Origin of the sequence: Brenneria izadpanahii, assembly GCF_017569925.1 — a bacterium.
In the GTDB taxonomy this organism is placed as follows: Bacteria; Pseudomonadota; Gammaproteobacteria; order Enterobacterales; family Enterobacteriaceae; genus Brenneria; species Brenneria izadpanahii.
Genome location: NZ_CP050854.1, coordinates 1,681,691 through 1,705,883, shown reverse-complemented (window position 1 = coordinate 1,705,883; position 24,193 = coordinate 1,681,691). Strand labels below are relative to the sequence as shown.

Below are 24,193 nucleotides of genomic sequence, written 5' to 3'. Positions count from 1 at the left end.
ATTACCCCTTTTCAATACCGCGGTCGGGGCTGTCCCAGCGGGCGCGTTGACGCCGCGCTTGCAGCATGACCTTCGGAAAGCCAACCAGACTGGTAAATAAACTTAACATCCAATACACCATCGGATACCAAATTACCCAAAAAAGCGATTTACCCAGATTTTCCTCATAACGCCTGTCAATCAACAGGCTAATCGAGAATTGCAGTAAACAGGTTACCGCCAGCACCATGCCGGTAAAGGCTGGCGGAAATATATTTTCCACTCGGATATTTTCGTCAATATCAATAAATTGGCCGAGGAAAAAAAGAACAATGCTGATTGCGTAGGTAAAGGCCCAAATCGTCGAAATGCTGTATTCAAAGAACAACGGCCAGATACGACGATGACGCCAGGACCATAGATTGCGCAGATTCTTCAAAAACACTTCCGCGCCGCCCTGCGCCCAGCGTAAACGCTGTTTCCACAGTCCTCTCAGCGTTTCCGGCATCAGGATCCAGCAAAGCGCCCTTGGTTCAAAAAATACCGACCAGTGGCGTAACTGCAATTTCCAACTGATGTCGATATCTTCGGTGAGCATATCCGGGCTCCAGTAGCCGACATCAGCCAAAGCCCGGCGGCGGAATGCCGCAACCACGCCCGAAACGGTGAAAATCATGCCGTATACGCGCTGAGTGCGCTTGATAAGGCCGATGATCGAGGAAAACTCGCCGACCTGCATACGTCCGATCAGCGTAGAACGCGTACGAATTCGCGGATTGCCGGTCACCGCCCCCACCCGGGGATTATCAACCAGGGGCGCGGCCAGATAAACCACGGCATCACGGTCAAGCAGCGCATCGCCGTCGATACAGACCAGCAGATCGCTCTTTGCCGCCGCGGCACCGGTCTGCAACGCCACGGCTTTGCCTTGATTACTTGCCAGATGAATGACCCGCAGCCGATCATACTCACTGGCGAGCTGATTAAGCACCGCCGCCGTATCGTCTTTAGAACCGTCATTGATGGCGATGACCTCAATGTTCTGATAGCGCTGCGCCAGCGCCGCCTCAATGGTTTCACGCGCATTTTGCTCTTCGTTGTAACAAGGGATCAAAACCGACACCAGCGGTTCCCCCTTCAGCGTCGGCGGGGGCACATCTTTGCCCCACGGCCAGTGGCGCTCATAGTGAAACCAGAAATACAGGCCGCCGGCCATCCAGATCCCCGACATAAACAACGGCCAGAGGAAAATGAAGTACAGCATCGCTTCACCGGTAAAGACGAGCGCAACGCCGAACGGAATACTCAGCACCAGGCATAATATGAAAAGGGCAATAATACGATCTATCATGGCAGCGGATACCAACTTGATGAAAATTCGGGACGAATAACGTTCAGCTCAGGCTGGTCCGTCAAGAAATTATCTGGGTAATAGCCATAACTCTGCGCTCCATTAATCTGCAAAGACTTCATCCATTCGGCCAGTTGCTCAGCGCTCAACCAACGCTCTTCCGGCGTACGCCAATCCCTGGCCTGAAGCTCAAATACCGTTTTACTTAGCGCGCCCGGACGCTGACCGACGGCGCGCACCAGTTTTTCCAGCCAGACGTTGCTCTCTTTTAATGGCACATTCTCCATCAGCGGCATCGCCATTGGCGCGGTCCAGTCATAGGCGGCAAGAAAATCATCCAGGTTCTGCGCGAACCATGCTTCGCTTTCAGGTTCCAGAATCGGCAGCGCAAAAATATTGCGTGCCGTTTTTATCTGCGGTCCGCGGATATCGCGCACATGCGCCGCCAGCGTCTGGGTAAATTCAATCAACGCCCTGCTTTTAAAACGGGTCCAGCGGGAGAAAAGCTGCGGATCCTGACGAATAGCGGCAATGGAGTCCGGGAATCCGGCCGCCTGATAGGCGCGCAGCGCATCAGGGCTGGCATCTTCGTCATCCGCTAGGATGGCGTCGTCATGGAACAGAACGCCGTCAAACGAGGCGTGAGAGGCAAGATCTTCATAAATTTCAATGATTCGCCGCCGGTTCTCGCTATTCCAGGGCGATAGGCGCCTGTACTGCTGCGTATCTATACGCCGTTGGCCGCTGGCAAGATCGATTTTTTCAACGCGCTGCGCCTGCGCATCATCAAAGTCAAAAGCCAGCACCGGCATCCAGGCATAGACCTCCACATGGGCGCGGGTGGCGAGTTGCCAGGCGGCATGATTAAACAGATCGGCCCTGACCGGCAGCCAACGATTGGGGAAATAGAGGGAGCGGATATTTCCGTCCCCTTGCGGATCGGCGAACGCCTGTAAGAAAACCGTATTGATGCCGAGATCGGCGATCCGCTGTACCAACTGGTCCAGATTGCTCGCCTGCTGCGCCGGATCGGGATCGTAAACATAGTCCAGGTCGATATGCGCCACCCGCATGTTTTCCCGCTGCCGGACAGCAACCACCATCTGCGCAAACTGGCTGAGATCCGGATTGTTGGCGATAAGAATACGCGGAACGTTATACGGCTCATGGGCTGACGCCAACCCCCGCTCAAGCGTCAACGCCATCTGATAGCCATGCTGCTTGATGATTTTCAACGCTTCTCCTCCCGCCGCGCCGTAGGGCCATACCCAGACGCGGGGAGGCTTGCCCGTCACTTCGGTAATTCGCCGCGTGATAAGCTCAACATCCTCATTAACCCGCCGGCGATAGTCAGCCGCGCTTTCATATCGCCGCGCGAGCGGATCATAGACGCGATTCACCGCATACGGCTCCATGTTGCCCTGCGGATTCGCCGTCATCCCCTTATGCTGCGCATAGGTGTGAGCGCCGATCTCCACCAGACCGGATTGCGACATTTCACGCACCTGGCGCCAGAACAGGAAACGATCGCGCGGCACCGGTTTTCCGCCAAAATTCACCGCCCGATCTTGCGGGGTATCTAACCACTCCCCACCGGCGCCAACACGGCAGGCCATTGGTAAGCCCTCAGCAAAGGGTATACCCGGCGGTAAAAACTGCTGTAGCCGTCATCAAAGGTAAGCAATACCGCTTTCGCGGGCAGCGGCTTGCCGCCTGAGCGCGCGCGGAGAATATCGTCCACCGAGACCGGCTGGTAGCCATTTTCCCGCAGCCAGACAAACTGCTCATTGAGCGCGCTGCTCCGCACCGACATAAACTGCTGATTCGCGCCATCATCCTCAACATCATGATAAGACAGCACAACATAATGATTGACCGGCCAGACCTGTTCGTTAGCCGCGCGCGGGCGCTCCGCCGGGGCGACAAATGTAGGACGCTCGGTCTGCGAGCAGGCGGTGATAGCCAGCATGGCGGCAATAATCAATAAGCAACGCAAAGGTATCAAAAACATCATCAGCCCTTCAGAAGCGGTAATTAAGATCGAAAGACAGCGATAAATTCTGTTCCCGCACACCGTCATAGGGACGTTTATCCCAATTCACCATCACTCTGGCATCGAGAACGTCGTTCCAAAGTACGCGTTGACCATAGCCGAGCGTGGTGATGGCGCCGCGCGATTCGCCCTTCTGCCAGTAGCTGCCCGCCCCGGCCACCACTACCTGATGCCATTCCGTCTGATAATGGCGGTAAATCAAGTGGTCGAGCGTCAGCGCGGGCAGTAGCGCCGCGTCATGGCGCGGGCTGTAGTAAGCAACGTCGGATCTGCTGTTGCGGCTGCCGCTTAGCGAAGGGGTGAAATCCAACGTCAGGAAAGCGGAGCTATAAAGTCTTTCTTTCGCCTCAAGGCTATATTCGAAGCGCCGGTTGCCGTCGGAAAACCATCCCGGCGCAAGGGTCAGCCGCCATTCCCGCCTTTCATTCTGCCGCCAACGAACATAGGCCTGCCCGCCATTGGCCGTCACGCCGTTGGTTAAGGCCCGCAGCGGCGTACGATCCATCAATCGCTCCGCGCTCGCGCCGATGCGCCAGCTGTCGTCAAAGTCATGCCGGCCGGAAAGTCGCGCGCCTATTTTTTGCCCGCGGCCATAGTTCTGCCCCGATATTTCCGCTTCCAGCCAATTGTTCCGGTTAGTGAACTCCACGCCGCCGCGCACATGGCGGTTAATCCCCCGGCCCTCATTGAACTCTCCCTGGTGAAACGCAAACCCGGAGAACAAGCGCCAGTTGTCGGCCAACGGCGGACTGTAGAGCACGGCATCAATATCGGCGTTATGCGAACCGGAGACGGGACTGTCGGATTTTATGCCCTGGCCGCCGCTGATACGCAACTCAGCCATGTGATGCACCCGGCGCAGCCGCTCAAGCCGCTGTACGCCGCTATCCTCCGGGTAGCGGGCAATCACGTCATCCGTAAGCAGATCGGCCTGACGCCACTCCTGTAAGTCCAGCGCGGCCAGCCCCTGCCGCGTCTCCAGGTACATATTGCGAGGCTCCAACCCTTCAACCTGCTTCAATTCCATTTCCGCCCGGCGCGGCCATCCGCGCATCAGGTAAATATCCGCTAAATCGATGCGCAGCCCCTGATTGCCCGGCGCGGTATCGGCCAGATGCTCGGCCTTCCGCTGCGCCTGCGGGAGCGCGTCGCGTAACAATATTGATTGAGTCAAGATCCGCTGCGCCGCCAGCCAGTCGTCATTCGGCGCCGGCACCGGCGACCCGTAAAGATGACGATAATAGGGGATGTTTCGGCTCAGTTGCCTGGCCTGCCGCTGCGCCTGGGCGATCCGTCCGTTTTCCGCCATGCTGTAGTAGAGATTGCTTTGTTCCCCAAGCCGCCGTATTTCCTGCGGCGCGTCCCGTTGCACCGCAAGATAAAGCTGTTCCGCTTTAGCGGGTTGCCGCAGATAAAGATAGGCGGAAGCGGCCCAAAGCCGGGCATAAGCGGGAATATCCCCTGCGCGGCGTAAGTCTTCATATTCCGCCGCCACCTCTTCCATGCGGTAGCGCGCCAGCAACGCTCCCATGCGATCGATACGGGCGCGGCGATAGTCCGCCTGCGCCTCAGGTTCCGCACGCCAGCGGGTCAGCAGCGTTTCATAGCTTGCCAGCGCGCGATCCGCCACGGCAAAGCGCTCTCGTTCGGTAGGACTGGGAAGGAAGGCCATGCGCACCAATTCGGCGGCGGCGTCAGACTGGCGCTGGCGCAGCGCCGCGGGAGACAATTCCGCCTGATTGCCAATAGCTAATGCCGGCTTACTGATGCGATTGTCGGCCAGCACGGCGCTGTAATCGCTTAACAGTTGAGCATCATAAGGTGAACGTTGCACCGCCTGAGAAATAGAAACCAGCGCCTCTTCATGAAGCCCCGCCGCGTTCTGCACCCAGGCCAGTTCACGCCAGTGCGCCGCGCTAGGGGCGCGCTGCACGCGCATTGACGCCAGATGCAGCGCTTCTTCGCGCTGTCCGGCATCAGAGAGCGTCATAACCAGGCCGCTTAGCGCATCGTCGTCATTCGGCGAACGTTTCAGCGCCATGCGCCATAATTCAAGCGATTGCGGCCATTGACGGAGATTACGATAGGACTTGGCCGCCGCGGTGATAGCGCGATTAGGCAACACCGCTACATGGCGATAGCGCTGCCACAGCCTGATAACCTCATTATCATTCCCGGCCCAACCGTTGATTTGCAGCCAGTCGGCGACTTCATTTACCGTCAACAGACGCTGGCGCGATTGCCGATCGAGCCACGCCGTCGCCGCGTCGGTATTTCCCTGGCGGGCCTGGACGACTAGCGCGTCATAATCCGATACGGACGCCTGCGCATATCCCACACAACCTAAAGAAACAAAACTTATTAACCACTTATTCCACTGAAGATAAAAATGATGCAGCCGTGCACTAAATAGGGGCATAACAACAGCTCCCAACATTCATAGGATTAATAAAATTTATCTATGGCAATAGCCCGGCGATGGACCACCGAACCCAATAAGAATAATCTCGCGTTGCTCGCGAAGAGATGGCAGACTCTGGTTCTAAGTACCTCTCATGGACTGAAAAGCAGCTTTAGCGTATAATTATCATACGACTAATTTTTATATCCGTCTAGTAATTAGATCCATCTATTATTTATATGCATATACCTAAAAGTTCTAAAACCAATCCAGAGCGTGCCCCCAAAGGACGGAGCTGGGGACTGGAGCGCCGTCTCCAATTCATCGATTTTCGACTTCGTTGGGAAGGAAACATCAACCGAACGGACCTGACCACTTTTTTTGGACTATCGATTCCGCAGGCGTCGCTCGACATTTCCAAATACATGGAAATCGCGCCTGATAATCTGATTTACGATCGCAGCGCTAAAACCTATACGGCCACGCCGAATTTCTCCCCGCTTTATCAGCAAAGTTCGGCTCAGCGCTATCTGGAAGAGTTATTGGCCACGGAGACGGGCATATTGGAGCCTGACGCCAGTTTTATCGGCTCAGCGCCCGAAATTGACTGGGCGCATTATCCATCGCGCGCGCTTAATGAGCAGACGGTCGAAACCATCGTAAAAGCCATTCGGCAAAAGATGGCGATTCAGGCCAGCTATCAGTCAACCGCCTCAATGGACGAATCGCCGAGGTTACTCTCCCCTCACGCCCTGGGATACGATGGGTGCCGCTGGCATGTTCGCGCTTTCTGCCACACGCGACAGCAATTCTGCGACTTCGTGCTCACCCGTATTTTACGCATTGACAGCGTTGAGCCGTCCGAAATAGATCCCGCCGCAGACAAACAGTGGAACACCATCCTGACGCTGGTTTTAGCGCCGCATCCGGATCTTCCTCTTACGCACCGCCGCGTTCTGGAGTTGGACTACGGCATGCAAAACGGAAAGGTTTCGCTAAGCTGCCGACAGGCTTTCCTGTATCACACCCTGAAACGCCTGAGTCTGCCAATCAGAGCGTCTGACGAACCGGCCGGAACGAAGATTATTTTGAAAAACAGAGAGGAAATTCAGCCCTATATTGATGCGCTGCCCAAAAGCGTTTGACGTCTACCGCCGCAGTCCGTGCGGCGCAGACCAGCGGCGACTGTCCCGGCGGTTCACAATAACGAGACGGCCGGGGCGGCAGGCCGGCCCGAAGCGGGTTGAGCGCGGCCGCATTCCCCCTTAAGCGTGAAATCCAGAGCCCGGATAACGAGGTGAACTAACGCCGATAGGCCAGAGAGCGTACGATGCGATCGCCAAACGACTGCACCAGCTGTACCAGCGCAATCAATACAATAACCGTCCCGGCCATCACCTGATCGTTAAACCGCTGATAACCATAACGAATCGCCAGATCCCCCAGTCCGCCGCCGCCGATCACCCCGGCCATCGACGAAAAACCGATCAACATCACCACCGTCAGAGTAATACCGGCGAGAATGGCCGGCAGCGCTTCCGGCAACAGCACTTTGCTGACCACGTGCCAGGCGGTGCCGCCCATGGAAAGAATGGCCTCCACCCGCCCGCGATCGACTTCGTCCAGCGCATTTTCCACCACCCGGGAAAAGAAGGGAAACGCGCCGATGGTGATGGGCACCACCGCCGCCGTGCTGCCCAATGTGGTTCCGACAATCAGCCGGGTCAGCGGGATCAGCGCGATCAGCAGCACCACAAACGGCAATGAACGTCCGATATTGATAATGCCGCCCAGCACGCGGTTTACCCACGGCAGCGGCAATATGCCGTCATGACGGCTGATAAACAGCACAACCCCCACCGGTAAACCGATCAACACCGTGAACAGTGCGGCCAACCCCACCATGTAGAGCGTTTCCAGCGTGGCGTTCAGCATCAGCGGGAAGAAATCCTCCCAGCTCAGGCGACTTTGCATAAGCGAATATCCTCCACGCCGTGACGCTGCAAAAATGCCCGTTCGGCGGCATAATCCGGCAACAGGGCTTTACGCAACCGCGAGTCGGGATCGGAGAGCAGCGATCGCAATGAACCGCTCTCCACCACCTGTCCCGCTTCCAGTAAGGCGGCGTTATCGCAGATGGCCTTGACCACCGCCAGCTCATGGGTAATCAACACGATGGTCAACCCTAACTGACGATTGATATCCGCCAGCAATGCCAGCACCGATTCCGTCGTTTCCGGATCGAGCGCGCTGGTGGCTTCATCGCACAGCAGATACTGCGGCCGCGCGGCCAGCGCCCGCGCAATCCCGACCCGCTGTTTTTGCCCGCCGGAAAGCTGCGACGGAAAAGCCCGCGCCTTGTCGCTTAACCCCACCAGATCCAATAGCTCTTTTACTCTGGCGGCGCGCTCCTTTCTGGCTACGCCGGAGATCTCCAGCGGCACCGCCACGTTATCCTGCACGTTGCGGGCGTGCAGCAGATTAAAATGCTGGAAAATCATCCCGGTACGTTGTCGATGCAGGCGCAGTTCCTGCGGCGACAGAGTGGTAATATCCCGACCGTCCATTAGAATACGGCCCGATGAGGGCCGTTCCAGCAGATTGAGACAGCGGATCAAGGTGCTCTTCCCCGCACCGCTTCGCCCCAGGATGCCGTAGATTGAACCATCGGGAATGGTCAACGATACGTTATCCAGCGCGGGCCGGGCGTTATCAGAGTAATACTTGCCAAGCTGTTCAATGACGATCATTATTTTTGTCCTGCCACCGGGATAACCGAGCCGTTGTACCGGCTATTGATAAAGTCCGCTATCTGGCTGGACTCCAGATCCTTGGCCAACTGCTTGATGCGCGGATCGTCTTTCAGCGCCGGCGTGGTCACCAGAATATTGGCATACGGATTATTGCTGGCGCTTTCCAGGCCAAGGGAATCTTTCGCCGGCACCAGCCCGGCCTCCAACGCATAGTTGCCGTTAATCACCGCCAGATCGACGTCATCCAGCGAGCGGGGTATTTGCGCCGCTTCGATTTCCGTAATCTTCAGATTTTTAGGGTTTTCGGCGATATCTTTCGGCGTCGCCTGATCTTTTTCCGGATCGTTATAGCCGCTCTTCAGCTTTATCAGCCCATGGCTTTGCAGCAAATAGAGCGCGCGGCTGAGGTTGGTGACGTTATTCGGCACCGCCACGGTGGCGTTTTCAGGCACGTCGTTCAGCGTTTTATGCTTTCTGGAGTAAATGCCCAACGGTTCGATATGTACCGTCGCGGCAACGACAAACTCCTGGCCCAGCGCTTTTTCCTGATCGCGCAGGTAAGGCACATGCTGGAAATAGTTCGCGTCCACATCCCCATGAGCCAGCAGCTCGTTGGCGTTAACGCCGCTGGTCAGCTCCACCACGTTCAGATTCAAAGAGGGATCGATTTTTTTCACCTGCGCCAGGATCTCGGCGTGCGGCACCGGATCGGCCGCCACTCGCAGCGCGTCCGCCGCCTGAACCGAAAATGCCATACTTACGGATAACGCCACCCCTGCCAAAGAGAAAATGACATGCTTTTTCATACGGAGCTTCCTTATTTTTAGGTAGTTATGCTTTCTTTGGTTTGCAAGACATCACCGTAATAACGGCTGGCGACATCAGGATGAGAACGTAAACGGCCCTTGAGATAATTCCAGCCCACATCACGCAGCAGGGGATTGTCAGGATCGCTGGTCGGCCCCAGCGCGTTCACGGCAAGATGGTCGGGTAATTGATACACCGGTACGACGCTATCCAACTGCGCGCCGAGGAAAAAGGCGATGGACAGGCGATCTTTGCCGGCCGCGGGCGAAACCACCCGATGAACCGTCGCCCGCAGATAGCCATTGGTCGCCAATTCCAGCAGTTCGCCAATATTGACCACAAAAGATCCCGCCAGCGGCAGCGCATCGATCCAGCGTCCGGGCTCGATTTCCACCTGCAGTCCCTGCTGGTTATCCTGTAATAAGAAGCTGAGAAAACCAGAATCCTTGTGGGAGCCGACGCCCTGGCGGCTGCCGTCGTCCGGCTGACCTGGATAACGAATCAACTTGATATGCTCGTTAGGCTTTTCGCCATACAGCGCATCAAACGCGGTGATGGGCAGTTCCAACGCTTCGGCAAACGCCCGCAGCAGGCGCAACGACATCGCGGTCATTTCCCGCTGCCACTGCAACAGCGTGGTTTTCAACTCAGGCAGCGCCGCAGGCCAGAGATTCGGCCCCTGTAGCCGCAGCCAGCCGGGATCCTTTGCCGATAGCTGCACAGCGGGACACTCAGCCCCGATATCAAACTGCTCGCGCCAGTCCGGCTGGCTGCGCGTCAATTCCGAACCAGCCCGGTTATAACCGCGAAAATGGGGGGAGTGAATCATGGCGACACGCTGTTTTTCCGCGTCCGGCAGAGCAAAAAACGCTCTCGCCGTTTGCTGCACCCGCTGCTGCAGCGCGTCGCTGACGCCATGATGAACCAGATAGAAAAAACCGACGTCGCGGGCGGCGCGATTCAGTTTCGTCAGAAAAGCGGCCCGATGTTCAAGCGCTCCGTCAAGCTGTGACAGATCGAGTATCGGCAGGGATGTAATATTGCTCATAGCAGACTCCGGTTATTAGCCAATAAAAATCGCTTAAATAAAATGTGGAGTCGCTACAACAACGGTAATGGGACATTATTTAATCCTCTCTTCTTATATATTAGCCGCTTGAGATCATTCGGCGTTATTGATATCAGCGAAATAAGGCGATACGTCGCCTCCTCTATTCGCTCTCTAATATATTAAGCCTGATTGATGTATTAATCCTGATTTACGCAACCAGGTAAAATACCAATAATGGAAAAGCTCATCCAAATAGTGGATATGCCCATACTCCCGCAAAAACAGATAATTTTTACAAAGCGCGAAGCCGGAATAAATTATCTAACTTATTGTACTTCGCGATATATATTTGACCTGATGATTGCCGCTTCATAGACAAAGCCGGCGGACATCCTTCGGCAATAGGCCGAATTGTTTACGAAAAGCGGCGCTGAAATGTGATGGATTACTGTAGCCCAGCATAGCGGCGGTTTCCGTTACGCTATGACGCTGTAACAAATCCCGCGCCCGCTCCATGCGTTTACGCTGAAATAGCGCATAGGTGGTGGCGCCAAACAGTTGCTTGAATCCGCGTTTGATCTTTAGCTGGTTTAATCCGCTCTCGCGCGCCAGTTGTTCAATCGTCGGCGGCTTACTCAGATCGCTGAGCAGGCGTTCGCGCGCCTGCCATAGCTGCCGGCGCTCACGGGAGCCGATGCCCTCATCGCTCGGCATGACGGAGCGGGCGGACATCAAATTCCAGGCCAGGAATTCCAGTGCGGCGGAATGCACCAGCAATATGGAAGGGGAATCGCTCATCATCAGGCGGCTGAGCCGTTCGGCTGAATCAATAATTCTCTGACCACTGACGTGGCAAAGCAGACCGTCATCCCCCCGGCGAGGGTCATACCATCCCCTATCATCTTCACCCGTCAGTTCCATAAGCAGCTGCGGATAGATCCTCAGTTCGATATTTCGCCAGTCGGGGCTGCACTGTAGCTGGAAACGGCCATCGGGAATAAAGGTGGTCAGCGCCCGGCCGCGTTCCAGTTCCAGACGCCGATTGCGGCAGGAAACCCGCGTCTGGCCGCTAAGCTGACAATTAAAATGTATCCGGGCCGCATCGCCCGGCCCTTCCGCAACCGCAGACAGCGCCTGCGCGGCGCGGGAAGTGACGAGGGATAACTCCATGCCGGGACGTATTTCCAGCGTTTTCACGTTCATGCCCGGCGGACAGGGAAAACCAGGATAAGCCGATAACTCTGCCGATTTCAGACCTTGCATACCGCTCCCTTTACGTTTCACCGAGCCCATGCGCTGACAATGCGTAATAAGACTTAACCCCAAATATGCTATTGCAAGCAATTCTCACATTCAATAAAAACCGCCGCTCTCTTGTCTGATGACCCTGCCGCATAAATTTATCCTTATCCGGGGGTAACCGAACCGAATCGGGTAGCCCGGAAGCGGGGCCGCCGCCATGATGAATATCATTTCAACGTTCACACATAAGGATGCGCTTTATGATGCATCGAACCGTCACACGCTCAGCCGATGTTACGCCCAAAGGATTTTGGCAATTAATCACCTTAGCGCCCTACTCGCTCGGCGGCGCCATTATTACCGCCATTGCGTCGGCCGCGCTGAGCGTCGCGCCATTCTGGCTCATCTATCTCGTTACCGTGCAGCTTTTTTCCCCCCAGCCGGATATGACGACGGTTTGGCGGCTAATCGGTTGGACGGTGGCGCTGCTGGCATTGCGCTGGGCATTTATGGCCGTCAGCCATATTCTGGCCCATATCGGCGCCTTTAATATTCAGTATCGATTGAAAATCGCCATGGCGAAGCGGCTGGGAGAAATTCCGCTCGCCTTCTTCTCCCGGCGAGGAACGGGCAGCCTGCGGCGCGTGCTGAATGACGACGTCAACAGCCTCGAAGGCTTCTTCGCCCATATGCTGCCGGACGCGGCGGCGGCGGCGGCGATACCGATTGCCGCCTTGATATTGCTGTTCTCCGCCAACTGGCCGCTGACGCTGGCCGCGCTGATACCGCTTCCGCTGGCGATGCTGGCCCAGTGGTGGATGATGCGGAAGTCGCGCCGGCAGATTGCCGCATGGAACGACCTGCAAAAGCGGATCGCCAATCAGGTCGGCGAATATATCCGCGGGGTGCATGTCATCAAGAGTTTCGGTCTGACCGCGCGCTCGTTTGGCGATCTCGCCGCCGCCATCCACGGCGCCGTCGACTGGGTTCAGACCTACGCCAAAAACAGCACCGGCGGCTGGGCGCTGTTTACCACGCTGCTATCCGTCAACCTGATCATCGTCGCGCCGCTCGGCGCCTGGCTGCTGGCGCGCGGCGAGCTGGATCGCCCGACCTTCGTGATGTTTCTGCTGGTGGCGCCGGCGGTACTATCCCCGCTGCTGCGGCTGACGTTCGCGATGGGCGAACAGATGCAGCGCATGGCGGCGCTGGAACGGATCAACGGCATCCTCGCCATTCCTCCCTTGCCGGATCGGACCGACGCGCCAGTCCCCGACGGCGCGCTCGATATCGAATTTACCGACTTGTATCAGCGTTACGACACGCAATTGGCGCTGAACGGCGTCAGCTTTCAGGCCAGAGCCGGTCAGTTGACCGCGCTGGTCGGCGCCAGCGGTTCGGGCAAGAGTACGCTGGTTAAATTGGTTGCGCGTCTTTATGAATTTGAATCCGGCGAGCTGACGATCGGCGGCATGGATATCCGCCAATGGCCGCTGGATGCCCTGCTGGCCCGTCTGGGCATCGTCTTTCAGGAGGTATTTCTGCTGCACGGCACCGTGCGTGACAACCTGGCATTGGCCCGTCCGGGCGCCAGCGACGCGGAAATCGAGGCCGCGGCGCGAGCCGCCCAGGCGCATGATTTTATCTGCGCGTTGCCGCAGGGGTACGAAACGATGCTGGGCGAACGGGGAGCCAGCCTGTCCGGCGGCGAGCGCCAGCGCTTGTCCATCGCCCGCGCGCTGCTTAAAGACGCGCCTATTCTGCTGCTTGATGAGGTCACGGCCAGTATCGACGCGGAAAACGAAAAGCTGATCCAGCAGGCGTTGAATCAATTATGCGCGGGCAGAACGGTATTAATGATAGCCCACCGGTTGGGCACCATTATGCATGCCGACAATATCGTGGTGTTGGAAAAAGGCCGGGTGGCGGGTCAGGGAACCCATGATGCGCTGCTGGCGTCCTGCCCGGCATACCAGCGGTTGTGGAAAGATTATATCCAGGCGGAGGAGTGGTCGCTCGGCGAAACGGCAGATCGCGCGTCCACCGCCGGGGAGGAAAAATAATGATTCGTGAATTGGTACAATCCGGCTTCAGATTATCGGGAACCCGCGACCCGCGATTAGTGCGCGGGCTGGCGTGGTGCGTGGCCGAGGGATTTTTTTCCGCGCTCTTCTATATGGCGCTCTACGGCCTGTTGCACAACGTTTTCACGGGCGTCAATACGCCGGCGCAATCCGTTGGCTATGGTCTGGCGATGCTTGCCAGCGTGGCGCTGCGCATCGGCGCCGGCTACTGCGGCATGCCGTTGATATTCAGCGGCGCCTACGCCATGATGGGCGAAGCGCGGCTGCGTATCGCCGACCATCTGGGCCGGTTGCCGATGGGTTGGTTCAACCGTCAACGCGGGGGCGATCTGGCCGCGCGGCTGACGTCGGATCTGGAACTGATCGAACACCTCTGGTCGCACTTTTTAGGGGTGTTCGTGTCCGGCCTGGCCATGCCGATATTTCTTATGCTTTTTCTGCTGTGGGTAGACTGGCATCTGGCGTTGCTGACCTGCGCCGGGATCCCGCTGGCGCTGCTGATGCTGAGCTTGAGCCAGCGCATGGCGGCCCGCCCCGGCGACCGGATGATCGCCTCCGGCGTAGCGGCGCAGTCCGCCCTGCAGGAATATGTACAGGGCATTGCGGTCATCCGCAGCTTCGGGCGCTTTGGTCAGGCCTGGAAACGTCTGGAGTCGATTCTGACCGAACATCACGACGCCACGCTAGCCGTTGAGTCCAAACCCGCGCCCTGGCTGGCCGGTTACGGTTTTATGCTGGAAATGGGATACATCAGTCTGGTGCTGGCCGGCGTTTGGTGGCTATCCGACGGCGCCTTGTCCCCGGACGTTCTGATCCTGTTCCTGATACTGGCCCTGCCGGTATACCGCCAGCTATTTGATGTCGGGCTATCGACGCTGATGCTGCGCTTCGCGCGTCGTTCACTTTCGCGAATTGAATCGCTGCTGGCGGAAAAAGCATTGTCGGAACCCATCCACCCGTTGACGCCGCAGGGCGAAGACATCGTTTTTGAATATGTTGGCTTCGCTTATGACGATCGGTACGACATACCACAGGAAGCGCTGACGCTTAGCGACGTCTCATGCACGATCCCCGCCAACCGCTTTACCGCTATCGTCGGCCCCAGCGGCGCCGGTAAAAGCACGCTGGTCCATTTGATCGCCCGGTTATGGGACGTTCGGCACGGCCGGATCCGTCTGGGCGGCGTCAATCTGCGCGATATCGGCACCGAACAGCTTCATCAACATGTGGCGATGGTTTTCCAGGATGTTCTCCTGTTCTCCGGTTCGGTGCTGGATAATCTGCGTATCGGCAAACCGGACGCCAGCCGTGAAGAGGCGATCGATGCGGCGAAACGCGCTCAGGCGCACCGCTTCATCGAGGCATTGCCGCAGGGTTACGACACCCTGTTGGATGAAGGCGGCGGATCGTTGTCCGGCGGCGAACGTCAGCGTATTTCCATCGCCAGAGCGCTGCTGAAAAACGCGCCGATACTGTTATTAGACGAAGCCACCGCCAGCGTCGACCCTTCCGCCGAAGCTGAAATTCAGCGCGCCATGACCGAACTGGCGCGTGGACGCACCGTCGTGGTGATTGCTCACCGGCTCAAAAATATCCGTCATGCCGACCTTATCCTGGTGCTCGACCACGGCCGGTTGGTCGAACAGGGAACGCATCAGGAACTGCTTGCGCAGGACGGCCTCTATTCACGCTTATGGCGGCGGCAACAGGAAGCGCAAGGCTGGAAATTGCGCGCATCGGTATAGCTTCCGCCGGAAGTATATGCGTCTAAACCGCTGAACCCCCGTACATCTATACGGCCAAACAGGATTTTATATTACATATATGCATATTCATTGGTGATTTATTTCGTTCGTCCGGTTTTTCCGCAGATCTAATATGGTGCCTGGTAATTTATTTCAGGGCGGAAAAACATGGCAATCTCGACCTCAGTGCTTGATTTTATTGGTGATACGCCATTACTTGAACTGACGCATTTCGACACCGGCCCATGCCGGCTTTTCATCAAACTGGAAAACCAAAACCCCGGCGGCTCGATTAAAGATCGGGTCGCCTTGTCGATGATCGAACATGCGGAGCAGCAAGGCCGGCTTAAGCCGGGGGGCGCCATCGTTGAAGCCACCGCCGGCAACACGGGATTGGGGCTGGCGCTGGTGGCGGCGCTGAAAGGCTACCGGCTGGTGCTGGTGGTGCCGGACAAAATGAGCCGGGAGAAGATTTTCCATCTGCGGGCATTGGGGACGGAAGTGCTGCTGACGCGTTCCGACGTCGCCAAAGGGCATCCGGATTATTATCAGGATTACGCCCGCCGGCTGGCGGAAGAGATTCCCGGCGCCTATTACATCGATCAGTTCAACAACCCCGCCAACCCGGACGCGCACTATCGCACCACCGGCCCTGAGCTATGGCGGCAGTTGGAGCAACAGATTGACGCCATTGTGGTGGGCGTCGGCTCAGGCGGCACGCTGGGCGGCCTCAGCCGTTATTTTTCGCAGGTATCGCCCGATACCGAATTCGTACTCGCCGATCCGCAAGGCTCTATTCTCACCGACTATCTAAAACAGGGTACGGTGGGGGAAGCCGGAAGCTGGCGAGTGGAAGGGATCGGCGAAGACTTTATTCCCGAACTGGCCGATTTCAGGCAGGTAAAACAGGCTTACTCCATCAGCGACGCCGAATCCTTTAGCGCGGCGCGGGAACTGCTGCGTAAAGAAGGCGTGCTGGCCGGCTCCTCCAGCGGCACGCTGCTGGCCGCCGCGCTGCGCTATTGCCAGGCGCAGACCAAGCCCAAGCGGGTGGTCACGCTGGTCTGCGACAGCGGCAATAAATATCTCTCCAAAATGTTCAACGATTACTGGATGGTGGAACAAGGGCTGATTAAACGTCCGCCGCACGGCGATCTGCGCGATCTGATCACCTACCGGCACGATGAAGGCGCCACGGTATCGGTCGCTCCCGACGACACGCTGGCGGTGGTTCATGCCCGCATGCGCCTGTACGACATTTCACAGCTGCCGGTGCTGGAAAACGATCGCGTGGTGGGCATTATTGATGAATGGGATCTGCTCAACAGTCTGAAGAAAAATGCGCGGCATTTCTCGCTTACCGCCCGCGACGCCATGTCCGAACGGATCAATACTCTGGATAAGGATGCATCACACGATGAATTGCTCGCGACTTTCGATCGCGGGCATGTCGCCATCATTCTGGACGGCGAACGCTTTCTCGGCCTGATCACCCGCACCGATGTACTGAACCACTGGCGGCAGGCGCTGCGCTGAATCTCTTTTTTGACCCACAAGTTTTCTGACTCACATTTTCTGACTCACAAGGAATACGTTATGAGCCGTTTTGATACCCAAACCGTCCACGCTGGTTACACCCCGGACAGTACCGGCGCGGTGATGCCGGCCATTTACGCCACCTCGACTTTTGCGCAATTGGCGCCGGGAGAACATACCGGCTACGAATATTCCCGCAGCGGCAATCCGACCCGGAGCGCCCTGGAAGCCGCCATTGCGGAGCTGGAGGGAGGGATCCGGGGGTTTGCCTTTGCCTCCGGTCTGGCGGCCAGTTCAACGATCCTTGAATTGCTCGATCACGGCAGCCATATCGTGGCGGTGGACGATCTATACGGCGGCACCTGGCGCTTGCTGGAAAACGTACGTAAACGCTCCGCCGGACTACAGATCACCTACGTTGATCCGGCCGATATTCAGGCGCTGGAGCAGGCCATTACCCCGCAGACGCGCCTAATCTGGGTGGAAACCCCGACCAATCCGCTGCTGAAGCTGGCGGATCTGGCGGCGATAGCCGATATCGCCAGAAAACATCATCTCATCAGCGTGGCGGACAACACCTTCGCCTCGCCGGCGCTGCAACGTCCGCTGGCGCTGGGATTCGATATCGTGGTGCACTCCGCCACCAAATATCTGAATGGCCATTCCGACGTGATCGCCGGTCTCGCGGTGGTGGGCAATAACCCGGATCTGGCGTCGCAGTTGGCCTACCTGCAGAACGCCGTGGGCGGCATCCTCGATCCTTTCAGCAGTTTCCTCACCTTGCGCGGCATACGCACGCTGGCGTTGCGGATTGAGCGGCACAGCGCCAACGCGCTGACCCTCGCCCGCTGGCTGGAGCAACAGCCGCAGGTGGAGCAGGTCTATTATCCGGGGCTGTCCAGCCACCCCCAGCATGAGCTGGCGAAGCGGCAGATGTCGGCCGCGGGCGGAATGATCTCGGTGCGCCTGCAGGGCGACGAGGGCTATGCCCGCGCGGTGATCCAGAAAACCCGGCTGTTCACGCTGGCGGAAAGTCTGGGGGGCGTCGAAAGCCTGATTAGTCAGCCGTTCTCCATGACGCACGCTTCGGTGCCGCTGAAGATCCGGCTGCAAAAAGGAATCACCCCGCATTTGCTGCGCCTGTCCGTCGGCATCGAAAATCCGCAGGATCTGATCGACGATCTACGCCAGGCGCTGAACACGCAGGAAAACAATCGCTAGCATTAAGCGCCTCCGGGACGCATGAGGGAGAAAGAAACCGGCGGCGCCGTACGCGTGCGGAGGTTGCGGCAGAAGCCGTACGCGGCGGGCATAAGATGGGGCAACGGCGGTAGCATTCGGGTAAGTGAAATACTGGAATAAGATATAAATAAAGCGTCTTGTTTTTTATCCTCACAAAGATAAAGGTTAACCGTGTTATTGACGACGACCTGAGGTAAAAACCATGACCACTCTATCAATTTTTCAGCGTCCGCAGATCGCCCAGCCTGTCCAACAGTTGTCCCGATTCGGCGATATCTCCGCCCTGCTGGCCGGCGCCGGTATTCAACTGGAGCATTGGGACATTAACGGCATCAGCCACGATGCCGACAGCGAATCGCTGCTCGCCCACTTCCACGATGAAATTGAACGGCTCAAGCAGCAGGAAGGCTATACCTCATCGGATGTGATCAGACTGACGCCGGATCACCCGCAGCGCCAGGAGCTACGGGAAAAGTTTCTCCAGGAGCACACCCATAGCGAAGATGAGGTACGTTTTTTCGTTCATGGCAGCGGCACCTTTTTCGTACCGATTAACGATCACGTTTTCCGCTTGACCTGTGAAGCGGGCGATCTGCTGCGCGTGCCGGCCAATACGCGCCACTGGTTCGACTGCGGCGAGTATCCTGACTTTGTCGCTATTCGCATCTTTACCAACCCGGCGGGCTGGGTAGGCCACTTTACCGGCAGAGAAACGTTCCACTGATCGGGACGCCCAGTCTATAGGGGTATCCTTTACTGCGTTTGCGCGTGGAACGCTTTATACTACCCGCCATGAATAAACGGCGGGAATAATCCGGTAATGATAAATAACGACGTATTGCGTAGCGTGCGCTACATGCTGAATCTGAATAATGGGCAATTGATTGAAATTCTGGCGCTAATGGACACCAGCGTCACGCCGCAGCAAATGGCCGGGTTCGTCAAAAAAGAAGAGGAAGAAGGCTACCAGCTTTGTCCTGATATCCTGATGGGCGCGTTTCTCGACGGCCTGATTATTCACAAACGCGGTAAAGACGATAGCCGCCCGGCCCCCAAAATCGAACGCCGGATCACCAACAACATTATTCTCAAGAAGCTGCGGGTGGCGTTTGCGCTGAAAACCACCGATATTCAGGAGATACTGCAAGCGCAGAATTTCCGCCTGTCGCAACCGGAATTGACCGCCATGCTGCGTGCGCCGGACCATAAAAACTACCGCGAATGCGGCGATCAGGTGCTGCGCTATTTTCTAAAGGGACTGGCGGTTCGCCTGCGCAACGGCTGATTTTGACGACAACTTTCTGGTTCTAACCCCACCCCAACCCTCCCCTTCGCAGGGGAGGGAGTCTGTTCAGCGCCTCCCTGACAAGGGCTTTTTCTTAGTCACATTTTTATGCGGACTCAGAGACAGTTTCGTGCGCCACCATACCGCCATTTTCATGCAACCTCGTCGCACGCGCCCGACACAGGGGAAGGAGAGTGTCAGGCTCCTGAGGCTGGGAGGGGGTCATTAATGGCGATGCATCTAACTTTATCAACAGGCTAAGTCCGTCGCGGCGGGCTACGGCTGTCTGAAACATTCTTCGATCGCCCCTTTAACCTTGAGTTCGATTTTGTCGAATGAGCCGGTGGTTCGCCAGCCGACCTCAATGGGATAACGGCGCAAGCTGACCGGACAAGGCAGCATCTGCAATCCGCTGATTGCGACAATGGCCCGCGCCGCGTGCGCCGGAATGGTGGCAATCGCCGAAGACCCCTTCAGCAGGTAGGGCAATGCAGCGAAATGGGTGGTGGACGCCGCAATGTTGCGCTTCAGGCCGGCGGCCGCCAACGCCTCATCCACAATGCCGATAAATCCGCCCGATGAGATCAGAACATGGTCGCTTGCCACAAAACGATCCAGATCCATGACCTCATCCGCCTGATGGAATTCGGGATCGACCAGGCAGGCATACTCCCCTTCCCCAACCCATTCGTGACTCAACGCCCGGCTGGAAAAGCCCCCGGATGCGATGGCCATATCAATTTTGCGCTCCATCAGGGCGGACGACACTATCTGGCTATGCGTCTGACGAAAAATCAACCGGAGTTTTGGCGCCCGTTCAGCCATTATCTTGATGAGCCGGGAGCCGATGGCGATTTCAAAATCATCGGAAAGCCCGATGATCACCGAGCGCCCCTCATAGCCGTCAGGCTGGGGGGAAACCATCGTCAGGCTCTGCCGAAATCGGTTCAGCGCTTCCGTGACCACGGGTTTTAACTGACTGGCCAACGGCGTCGGCGCTAAACCGCGGCCGGTGCGCCGGAACAACTGTTCGCCGTAGAGTTCGCGTAATCGGGCAAGCGAGGCGCTGACCGCCGACTGGGTTACGTGCAAACGGATTGCCGCGCGGCTGGCGCTGCCCTCTTCATAAAGCGCTTCAAAGACTTTTAGCAGATTCAAATCGGCTCGGGCGATATTTATATCATTCATATCGATTAGCAACCATTCGAACTTTATTGGTAACAGCGCATTCTATATCATTATTTGTACTCTAAATAACTTGAGTCGCAGGAAGGCGCCGACGCAGCGGCAAATCCGCCGGGGCGAAGCCCAGAGAAAGGCCGGGCAATTAGGCGGCCCACGCTCATGCAACTTGAAGTATGACGAGTCTATCCGTCCTTTCAGAGGTTTTTGACATGTCCAAATCCATTGTTGCCGCACTGCAAATCGGCGCGTTGCCCAACGGTAAAGCCGATACCTTGAAGCTCATTCTCTCTTATGAAAAGGCCATCGCCGCCAGCGGCGCAAAGCTGGTCGTGTTGCCCGAAGCCATACTTGGCGGCTATCCCAAAGGGGAAATATTCGGCACCTATCTCGGCTACCGGTTACCTGAAGGACGGGAAGCGTTCGCGCGCTATTTCGACAACGCCATCGAGGTGCCCGGCGCGGAAACCGAAGCGCTGGCCGGTTTGTCCGCCCGCACCGGCGCATCGCTGGTGATCGGGGTCATTGAACGAGCCGGCAGTTCGCTCTATTGCTCATCGCTGTTTTTTGAACCCGCGCAGGGACTGGCGGCGAAGCACCGCAAACTGATGCCAACCGGCACCGAGCGCCTAATCTGGGGCCAGGGCGACGGCTCCACCCTGCCGGTGGTTGAAACGGAAGCCGGACGCATCGGCTCGGCCATTTGCTGGGAAAACCACATGCCTTTGCTGCGCACCGCCATGTACGCCAAAGGGCTGGAAATCTGGTGTGCGCCAACGGTTGACGAACGCGATATATGGCTGTGCTCCATGAGGCACATCGCTCATGAAGGCCGTTGTTTCGTGGTCAGCGCCTGCCAGGTGCAACCCTCGCCCAAAGCGCTGGGAATTAGCGTAACGGGCTGGGACGAAGACCGGCCGTTGATCCAAGGCGGCAGCGTGATCGTCGGCCCGCTGGGCGATATTCTGGCCGGGCCGTTCAAAAATGATTCCGGGTTGCTCACCGCGGAAATCGATACCGAAGAGCTTAAGCGCGCCCGCTACGATTTCGATGTGGTCGGCCACTATGCCCGTCCGGATGTGTTTGAATTAAAAGTGGACGAACGCGCAAAGCCCGGCGTGAAATTCATTCGCGACTAACCGGTAAAGCCGCCCGCCTCGTTATCTCGCCATGCCGGACCATCCTGCGTCCGGCGCTTCTCCCGCCCATGTCGCGGATAAACGTGAGCCGTAACGCAGTCAGAAAATATGCCGCAGAGTAGACTCGTTTTATTCAATGATTCGTTCTAGCCATGATTCAATTGAAGAGAGGGAACTACTATGGGAATACTGTCGTCTTTCCGTGCAGGAGCAACTATTTTCGGCGCCAAATCGCCCGCCAGCGGCGTCTATCACTGTGAAACCTTACCCGCCTCGCTGAACAATCTTGGCATTTCCGGCAAAGCCGGACTGCTGATGGCCTTTGTTCCCCCTGATGCCGATTTCTCCATCGTCAATAACGCCTGGCAGCAGTTTTCGAGCGCTAATCTGACGGTGCTCGCCCTCTCATCGACCGGTACGCTGTGTTCTCACCCTGGAACATCAACCTATTGCGATATGACCGGGAAACAGGGCAGCTGGCTATGGCTGCCGCAAACACTGATCTCGCGGCATGAGGTGCATGTCATCGATCTGCATATTCAAGGAAAGGCCACCGCCGGTCAGCGCGTCGCGGCGATTCGTCAGGAGTTGGACCGGCTCAACGTCGATATGCCGCTTTCCGCCGATCGCACTTTCGCCATGATCTACTGCGACGGGCTATCGGCCTCCGAAGGCTTTCTGATGCAGGCATGGTATGCCAGCGGCCGCTTTCCCTGCATGGCGATCGGCGGTTCGGCCGGCGGCAGCCTCGATTTCAGCGCCACCTATATCGGCGACAGCAGCGGCGTCTTGCAAGGCAAAGCGGTGCTGATCTTTTGTCAGATGGCCGAGGGCAAATCCTTTGCGCCGTTCAAGAGCCAGAATTTCGAACCCACAGCGCAAAGCTGGCTGGTCGCCGAGGCCGATCCGGTGGCCCGCACCGTCAAATCCGTATTCGACGCCAACGGACGGCCTCAACCTATCATCAGCGCACTGTCGGATTATCTACGCTGTAAACCGGAGCAAATCGGCAAGCAGTTGGCAGGAAAAACCTTTGGGGTGAAAGTCGACAATGAATATTTTATTCGTTCGATCGCCGCCATTCAGACCGACCGCATCGCTTTCTTTTGCGATCTGGAATTCGGCGACCGCCTGTACCTGCTGCAAGCAACGGATTTTGTGGCGTCCACCCGGCATGACTGGCAGCGCTTCCTTGCCGATAAAGGAAAACCCGCGGGGCTGCTGTTGAACGACTGCGTGCTGCGCAGGATGAATAATGCCGCCAGCCTGGATCAGGCCCGCTTTTTTGATAACGTGCCCGCCGCCGGTTTCTCCAGCTTCGGCGAAATTTTCGGCGTTCCCATTAATCAAACGCTGTCGGCGCTGGCGTTTTTCGACCACGACGTTAAAGCCATGACCCACTTTCCCATCGAATACGCGGCATACGCCGGCCACTATGCCCAACGGGCGCTGCGCCGCTGGGAAGCCATGCACGGTATCCAGTCCGGCGTTATCGAACGGGTGGTCGCTTACCAGGAAGATCTCAACCCGTTGTTGACGACGCTGCCGCAGTTGGAGCACGCCACATCGCGCCAGACGGAAACCCTGGATATCGCGGAATCCAGCATTCGCGCCATTAGCGAGGCGGCAATGCAGACGCAAACCGCGCAAAACAATCTGGAACAGGAGTTGAACCAACTGGAGCAGATTTCCCTCGGCATCACGCAGATTACGGTCGGCATCAGCGCGATTGCCGATCAAACCAATCTGCTGGCGCTCAACGCCGCCGTGGAGGCCGCACGGGCGGGAGAAGCAGGCCGCGGTTTTGCGGTGGTGGCCGATGAAGTCCGCCGTTTGGCCCGCTCGTCAAAAGAACAGGCCGACGCCACCAGACAGAATATCCGTTCGGCGGTCGAAACCATTGAGCGCATCCGCCGCGTCGCCACCGAAACGGTCGGCACCACGCAAGAGATGGCGAATAAAAGCATCTCCGCCGCCGATCAGATCGCAGCCATGAGCACCGAAACCAGTCAGGAGCGGCGTAACGTAACCACCAATATGGGCCGGCTGAAGGAGGCCGCCAAGGGAATGGACGCCATGCATGACGCGGTCAGCCAACTGACGACGCTACAGCGCTTGACGTCGTCTTAAAACAGAATACCGAGCCGGCGTCTGTGGCGATGCGAAACCATATACGCCGGCGGCTCTGCGACTTGAAGTATTAAGCGAGTAAAACCCGCCAATATATCGACAGAATAAAATTCAACAAGCGTGCCAATTAAGAACACACATTAAATATATTTCCCAAATATCTTCACGCGATCATTATTTTAAAATATTTATCCTTCATTAAAGAAACAAATC

The 24,193-nt window shown here is 57.1% G+C and carries 17 protein-coding genes and 1 pseudogene; 9 read left to right on the top strand and 9 right to left on the bottom strand.

What is annotated here, in order from left to right; translation table 11 throughout:
• Window position 1 precedes the first annotated feature (1 nt).
• The 3 genes and pseudogenes from pgaC to pgaA all read right to left on the bottom strand — a co-directional run bounded on the left by pgaC (window position 2) and on the right by pgaA (window position 5,802).
• The gene (gene pgaC, locus HC231_RS07545) at window positions 2-1,330 is read right to left on the bottom strand and encodes a poly-beta-1,6-N-acetyl-D-glucosamine synthase (protein WP_208230442.1); all 1,329 of its coding nucleotides are present in this window, start codon (window positions 1,328-1,330) and stop codon (window positions 2-4) included.
• Window positions 1,327-3,341, bottom strand: a pseudogene (gene pgaB, locus HC231_RS07540) (poly-beta-1,6-N-acetyl-D-glucosamine N-deacetylase PgaB). The gene pgaC and the pseudogene pgaB overlap by 4 nt, the downstream one beginning before the upstream one ends.
• Before the next feature lie 10 nt (window positions 3,342-3,351).
• Window positions 3,352-5,802 carry a poly-beta-1,6 N-acetyl-D-glucosamine export porin PgaA gene (gene pgaA, locus HC231_RS07535; protein ID WP_208230441.1) on the bottom strand — a complete coding sequence of 817 codons (2,451 nt, stop codon included), beginning with the start codon at window positions 5,800-5,802 and terminating at the stop codon, window positions 3,352-3,354.
• Window positions 5,803-6,023: 221 nt separating this feature from the next.
• Here pgaA and HC231_RS07530 point away from each other — a divergent pair, with 221 nt between their 5' ends.
• Window positions 6,024-6,929, top strand: coding sequence for a BrxR family helix-turn-helix transcriptional regulator (locus HC231_RS07530; protein ID WP_208230440.1), 906 nt, complete (start codon window positions 6,024-6,026; stop codon window positions 6,927-6,929).
• Between the two features lie 157 nt (window positions 6,930-7,086).
• On the opposite strand, the gene HC231_RS07525 is transcribed toward HC231_RS07530, so the two are convergent.
• The 5 genes from HC231_RS07525 to HC231_RS07505 all read right to left on the bottom strand — a co-directional run bounded on the left by HC231_RS07525 (window position 7,087) and on the right by HC231_RS07505 (window position 11,658).
• Window positions 7,087-7,758 (bottom strand): methionine ABC transporter permease, encoded by a 672-nt coding sequence (locus HC231_RS07525; RefSeq protein ID WP_208230439.1) that lies wholly within the window; start codon window positions 7,756-7,758, stop codon window positions 7,087-7,089.
• Window positions 7,743-8,534, bottom strand: coding sequence for a methionine ABC transporter ATP-binding protein (locus tag HC231_RS07520; RefSeq protein ID WP_208230438.1), 792 nt, complete (start codon window positions 8,532-8,534; stop codon window positions 7,743-7,745). Before HC231_RS07520 ends, HC231_RS07525 begins: the two co-directional genes overlap by 16 nt.
• A complete protein-coding gene (locus HC231_RS07515) occupies window positions 8,534-9,343 on the bottom strand; it encodes a MetQ/NlpA family ABC transporter substrate-binding protein (protein WP_208230437.1) in 810 nt (269 codons plus the stop codon). Before HC231_RS07515 ends, HC231_RS07520 begins: the two co-directional genes overlap by 1 nt.
• A 17-nt stretch (window positions 9,344-9,360) precedes the next feature.
• Window positions 9,361-10,392 carry an isopenicillin N synthase family dioxygenase gene (locus tag HC231_RS07510; RefSeq protein WP_208230436.1) on the bottom strand — a complete coding sequence of 344 codons (1,032 nt, stop codon included), beginning with the start codon at window positions 10,390-10,392 and terminating at the stop codon, window positions 9,361-9,363.
• Window positions 10,393-10,764: 372 nt separating this feature from the next.
• The gene (locus HC231_RS07505) at window positions 10,765-11,658 is read right to left on the bottom strand and encodes a helix-turn-helix transcriptional regulator (protein WP_208230435.1); all 894 of its coding nucleotides are present in this window, start codon (window positions 11,656-11,658) and stop codon (window positions 10,765-10,767) included.
• Window positions 11,659-11,897: 239 nt separating this feature from the next.
• Between HC231_RS07505 and HC231_RS07500 the strand changes: the two genes are divergently transcribed.
• From HC231_RS07500 to HC231_RS07475, 6 genes are all read left to right on the top strand, one after another.
• Entirely contained in the window at window positions 11,898-13,700 is a 1,803-nt protein-coding gene (locus tag HC231_RS07500) for an ABC transporter ATP-binding protein (protein WP_208230434.1), read from the top strand.
• Window positions 13,700-15,466 carry an ABC transporter ATP-binding protein gene (locus tag HC231_RS07495; protein ID WP_208230433.1) on the top strand — a complete coding sequence of 589 codons (1,767 nt, stop codon included), beginning with the start codon at window positions 13,700-13,702 and terminating at the stop codon, window positions 15,464-15,466. Before HC231_RS07500 ends, HC231_RS07495 begins: the two co-directional genes overlap by 1 nt.
• Window positions 15,467-15,634: 168 nt before the next feature.
• The gene (locus tag HC231_RS07490) at window positions 15,635-17,002 is read left to right on the top strand and encodes a pyridoxal-phosphate dependent enzyme (protein ID WP_208230432.1); all 1,368 of its coding nucleotides are present in this window, start codon (window positions 15,635-15,637) and stop codon (window positions 17,000-17,002) included.
• Between the two features lie 60 nt (window positions 17,003-17,062).
• Window positions 17,063-18,223, top strand: coding sequence for a trans-sulfuration enzyme family protein (locus tag HC231_RS07485; protein WP_208230431.1), 1,161 nt, complete (start codon window positions 17,063-17,065; stop codon window positions 18,221-18,223).
• Window positions 18,224-18,446: 223 nt separating this feature from the next.
• The gene (locus HC231_RS07480) at window positions 18,447-18,968 is read left to right on the top strand and encodes a 1,2-dihydroxy-3-keto-5-methylthiopentene dioxygenase (protein ID WP_208230430.1); all 522 of its coding nucleotides are present in this window, start codon (window positions 18,447-18,449) and stop codon (window positions 18,966-18,968) included.
• A 96-nt stretch (window positions 18,969-19,064) separates the two neighbouring features.
• Entirely contained in the window at window positions 19,065-19,529 is a 465-nt protein-coding gene (locus HC231_RS07475) for a YehS family protein (protein WP_208230429.1), read from the top strand.
• Window positions 19,530-19,805: 276 nt separating this feature from the next.
• On the opposite strand, the gene HC231_RS07470 is transcribed toward HC231_RS07475, so the two are convergent.
• Window positions 19,806-20,717, bottom strand: a complete 912-nt coding sequence (locus HC231_RS07470; RefSeq protein WP_208230428.1) for a LysR family transcriptional regulator — start codon at window positions 20,715-20,717, stop codon at window positions 19,806-19,808.
• A gap of 206 nt (window positions 20,718-20,923) precedes the next feature.
• Between HC231_RS07470 and HC231_RS07465 the strand changes: the two genes are divergently transcribed.
• The gene (locus HC231_RS07465) at window positions 20,924-21,850 is read left to right on the top strand and encodes a carbon-nitrogen hydrolase family protein (RefSeq protein ID WP_208230427.1); all 927 of its coding nucleotides are present in this window, start codon (window positions 20,924-20,926) and stop codon (window positions 21,848-21,850) included.
• A gap of 180 nt (window positions 21,851-22,030) precedes the next feature.
• Window positions 22,031-23,980, top strand: coding sequence for a methyl-accepting chemotaxis protein (locus tag HC231_RS07460; RefSeq protein ID WP_208230426.1), 1,950 nt, complete (start codon window positions 22,031-22,033; stop codon window positions 23,978-23,980).
• Window positions 23,981-24,193: the final 213 nt, after the last annotated feature.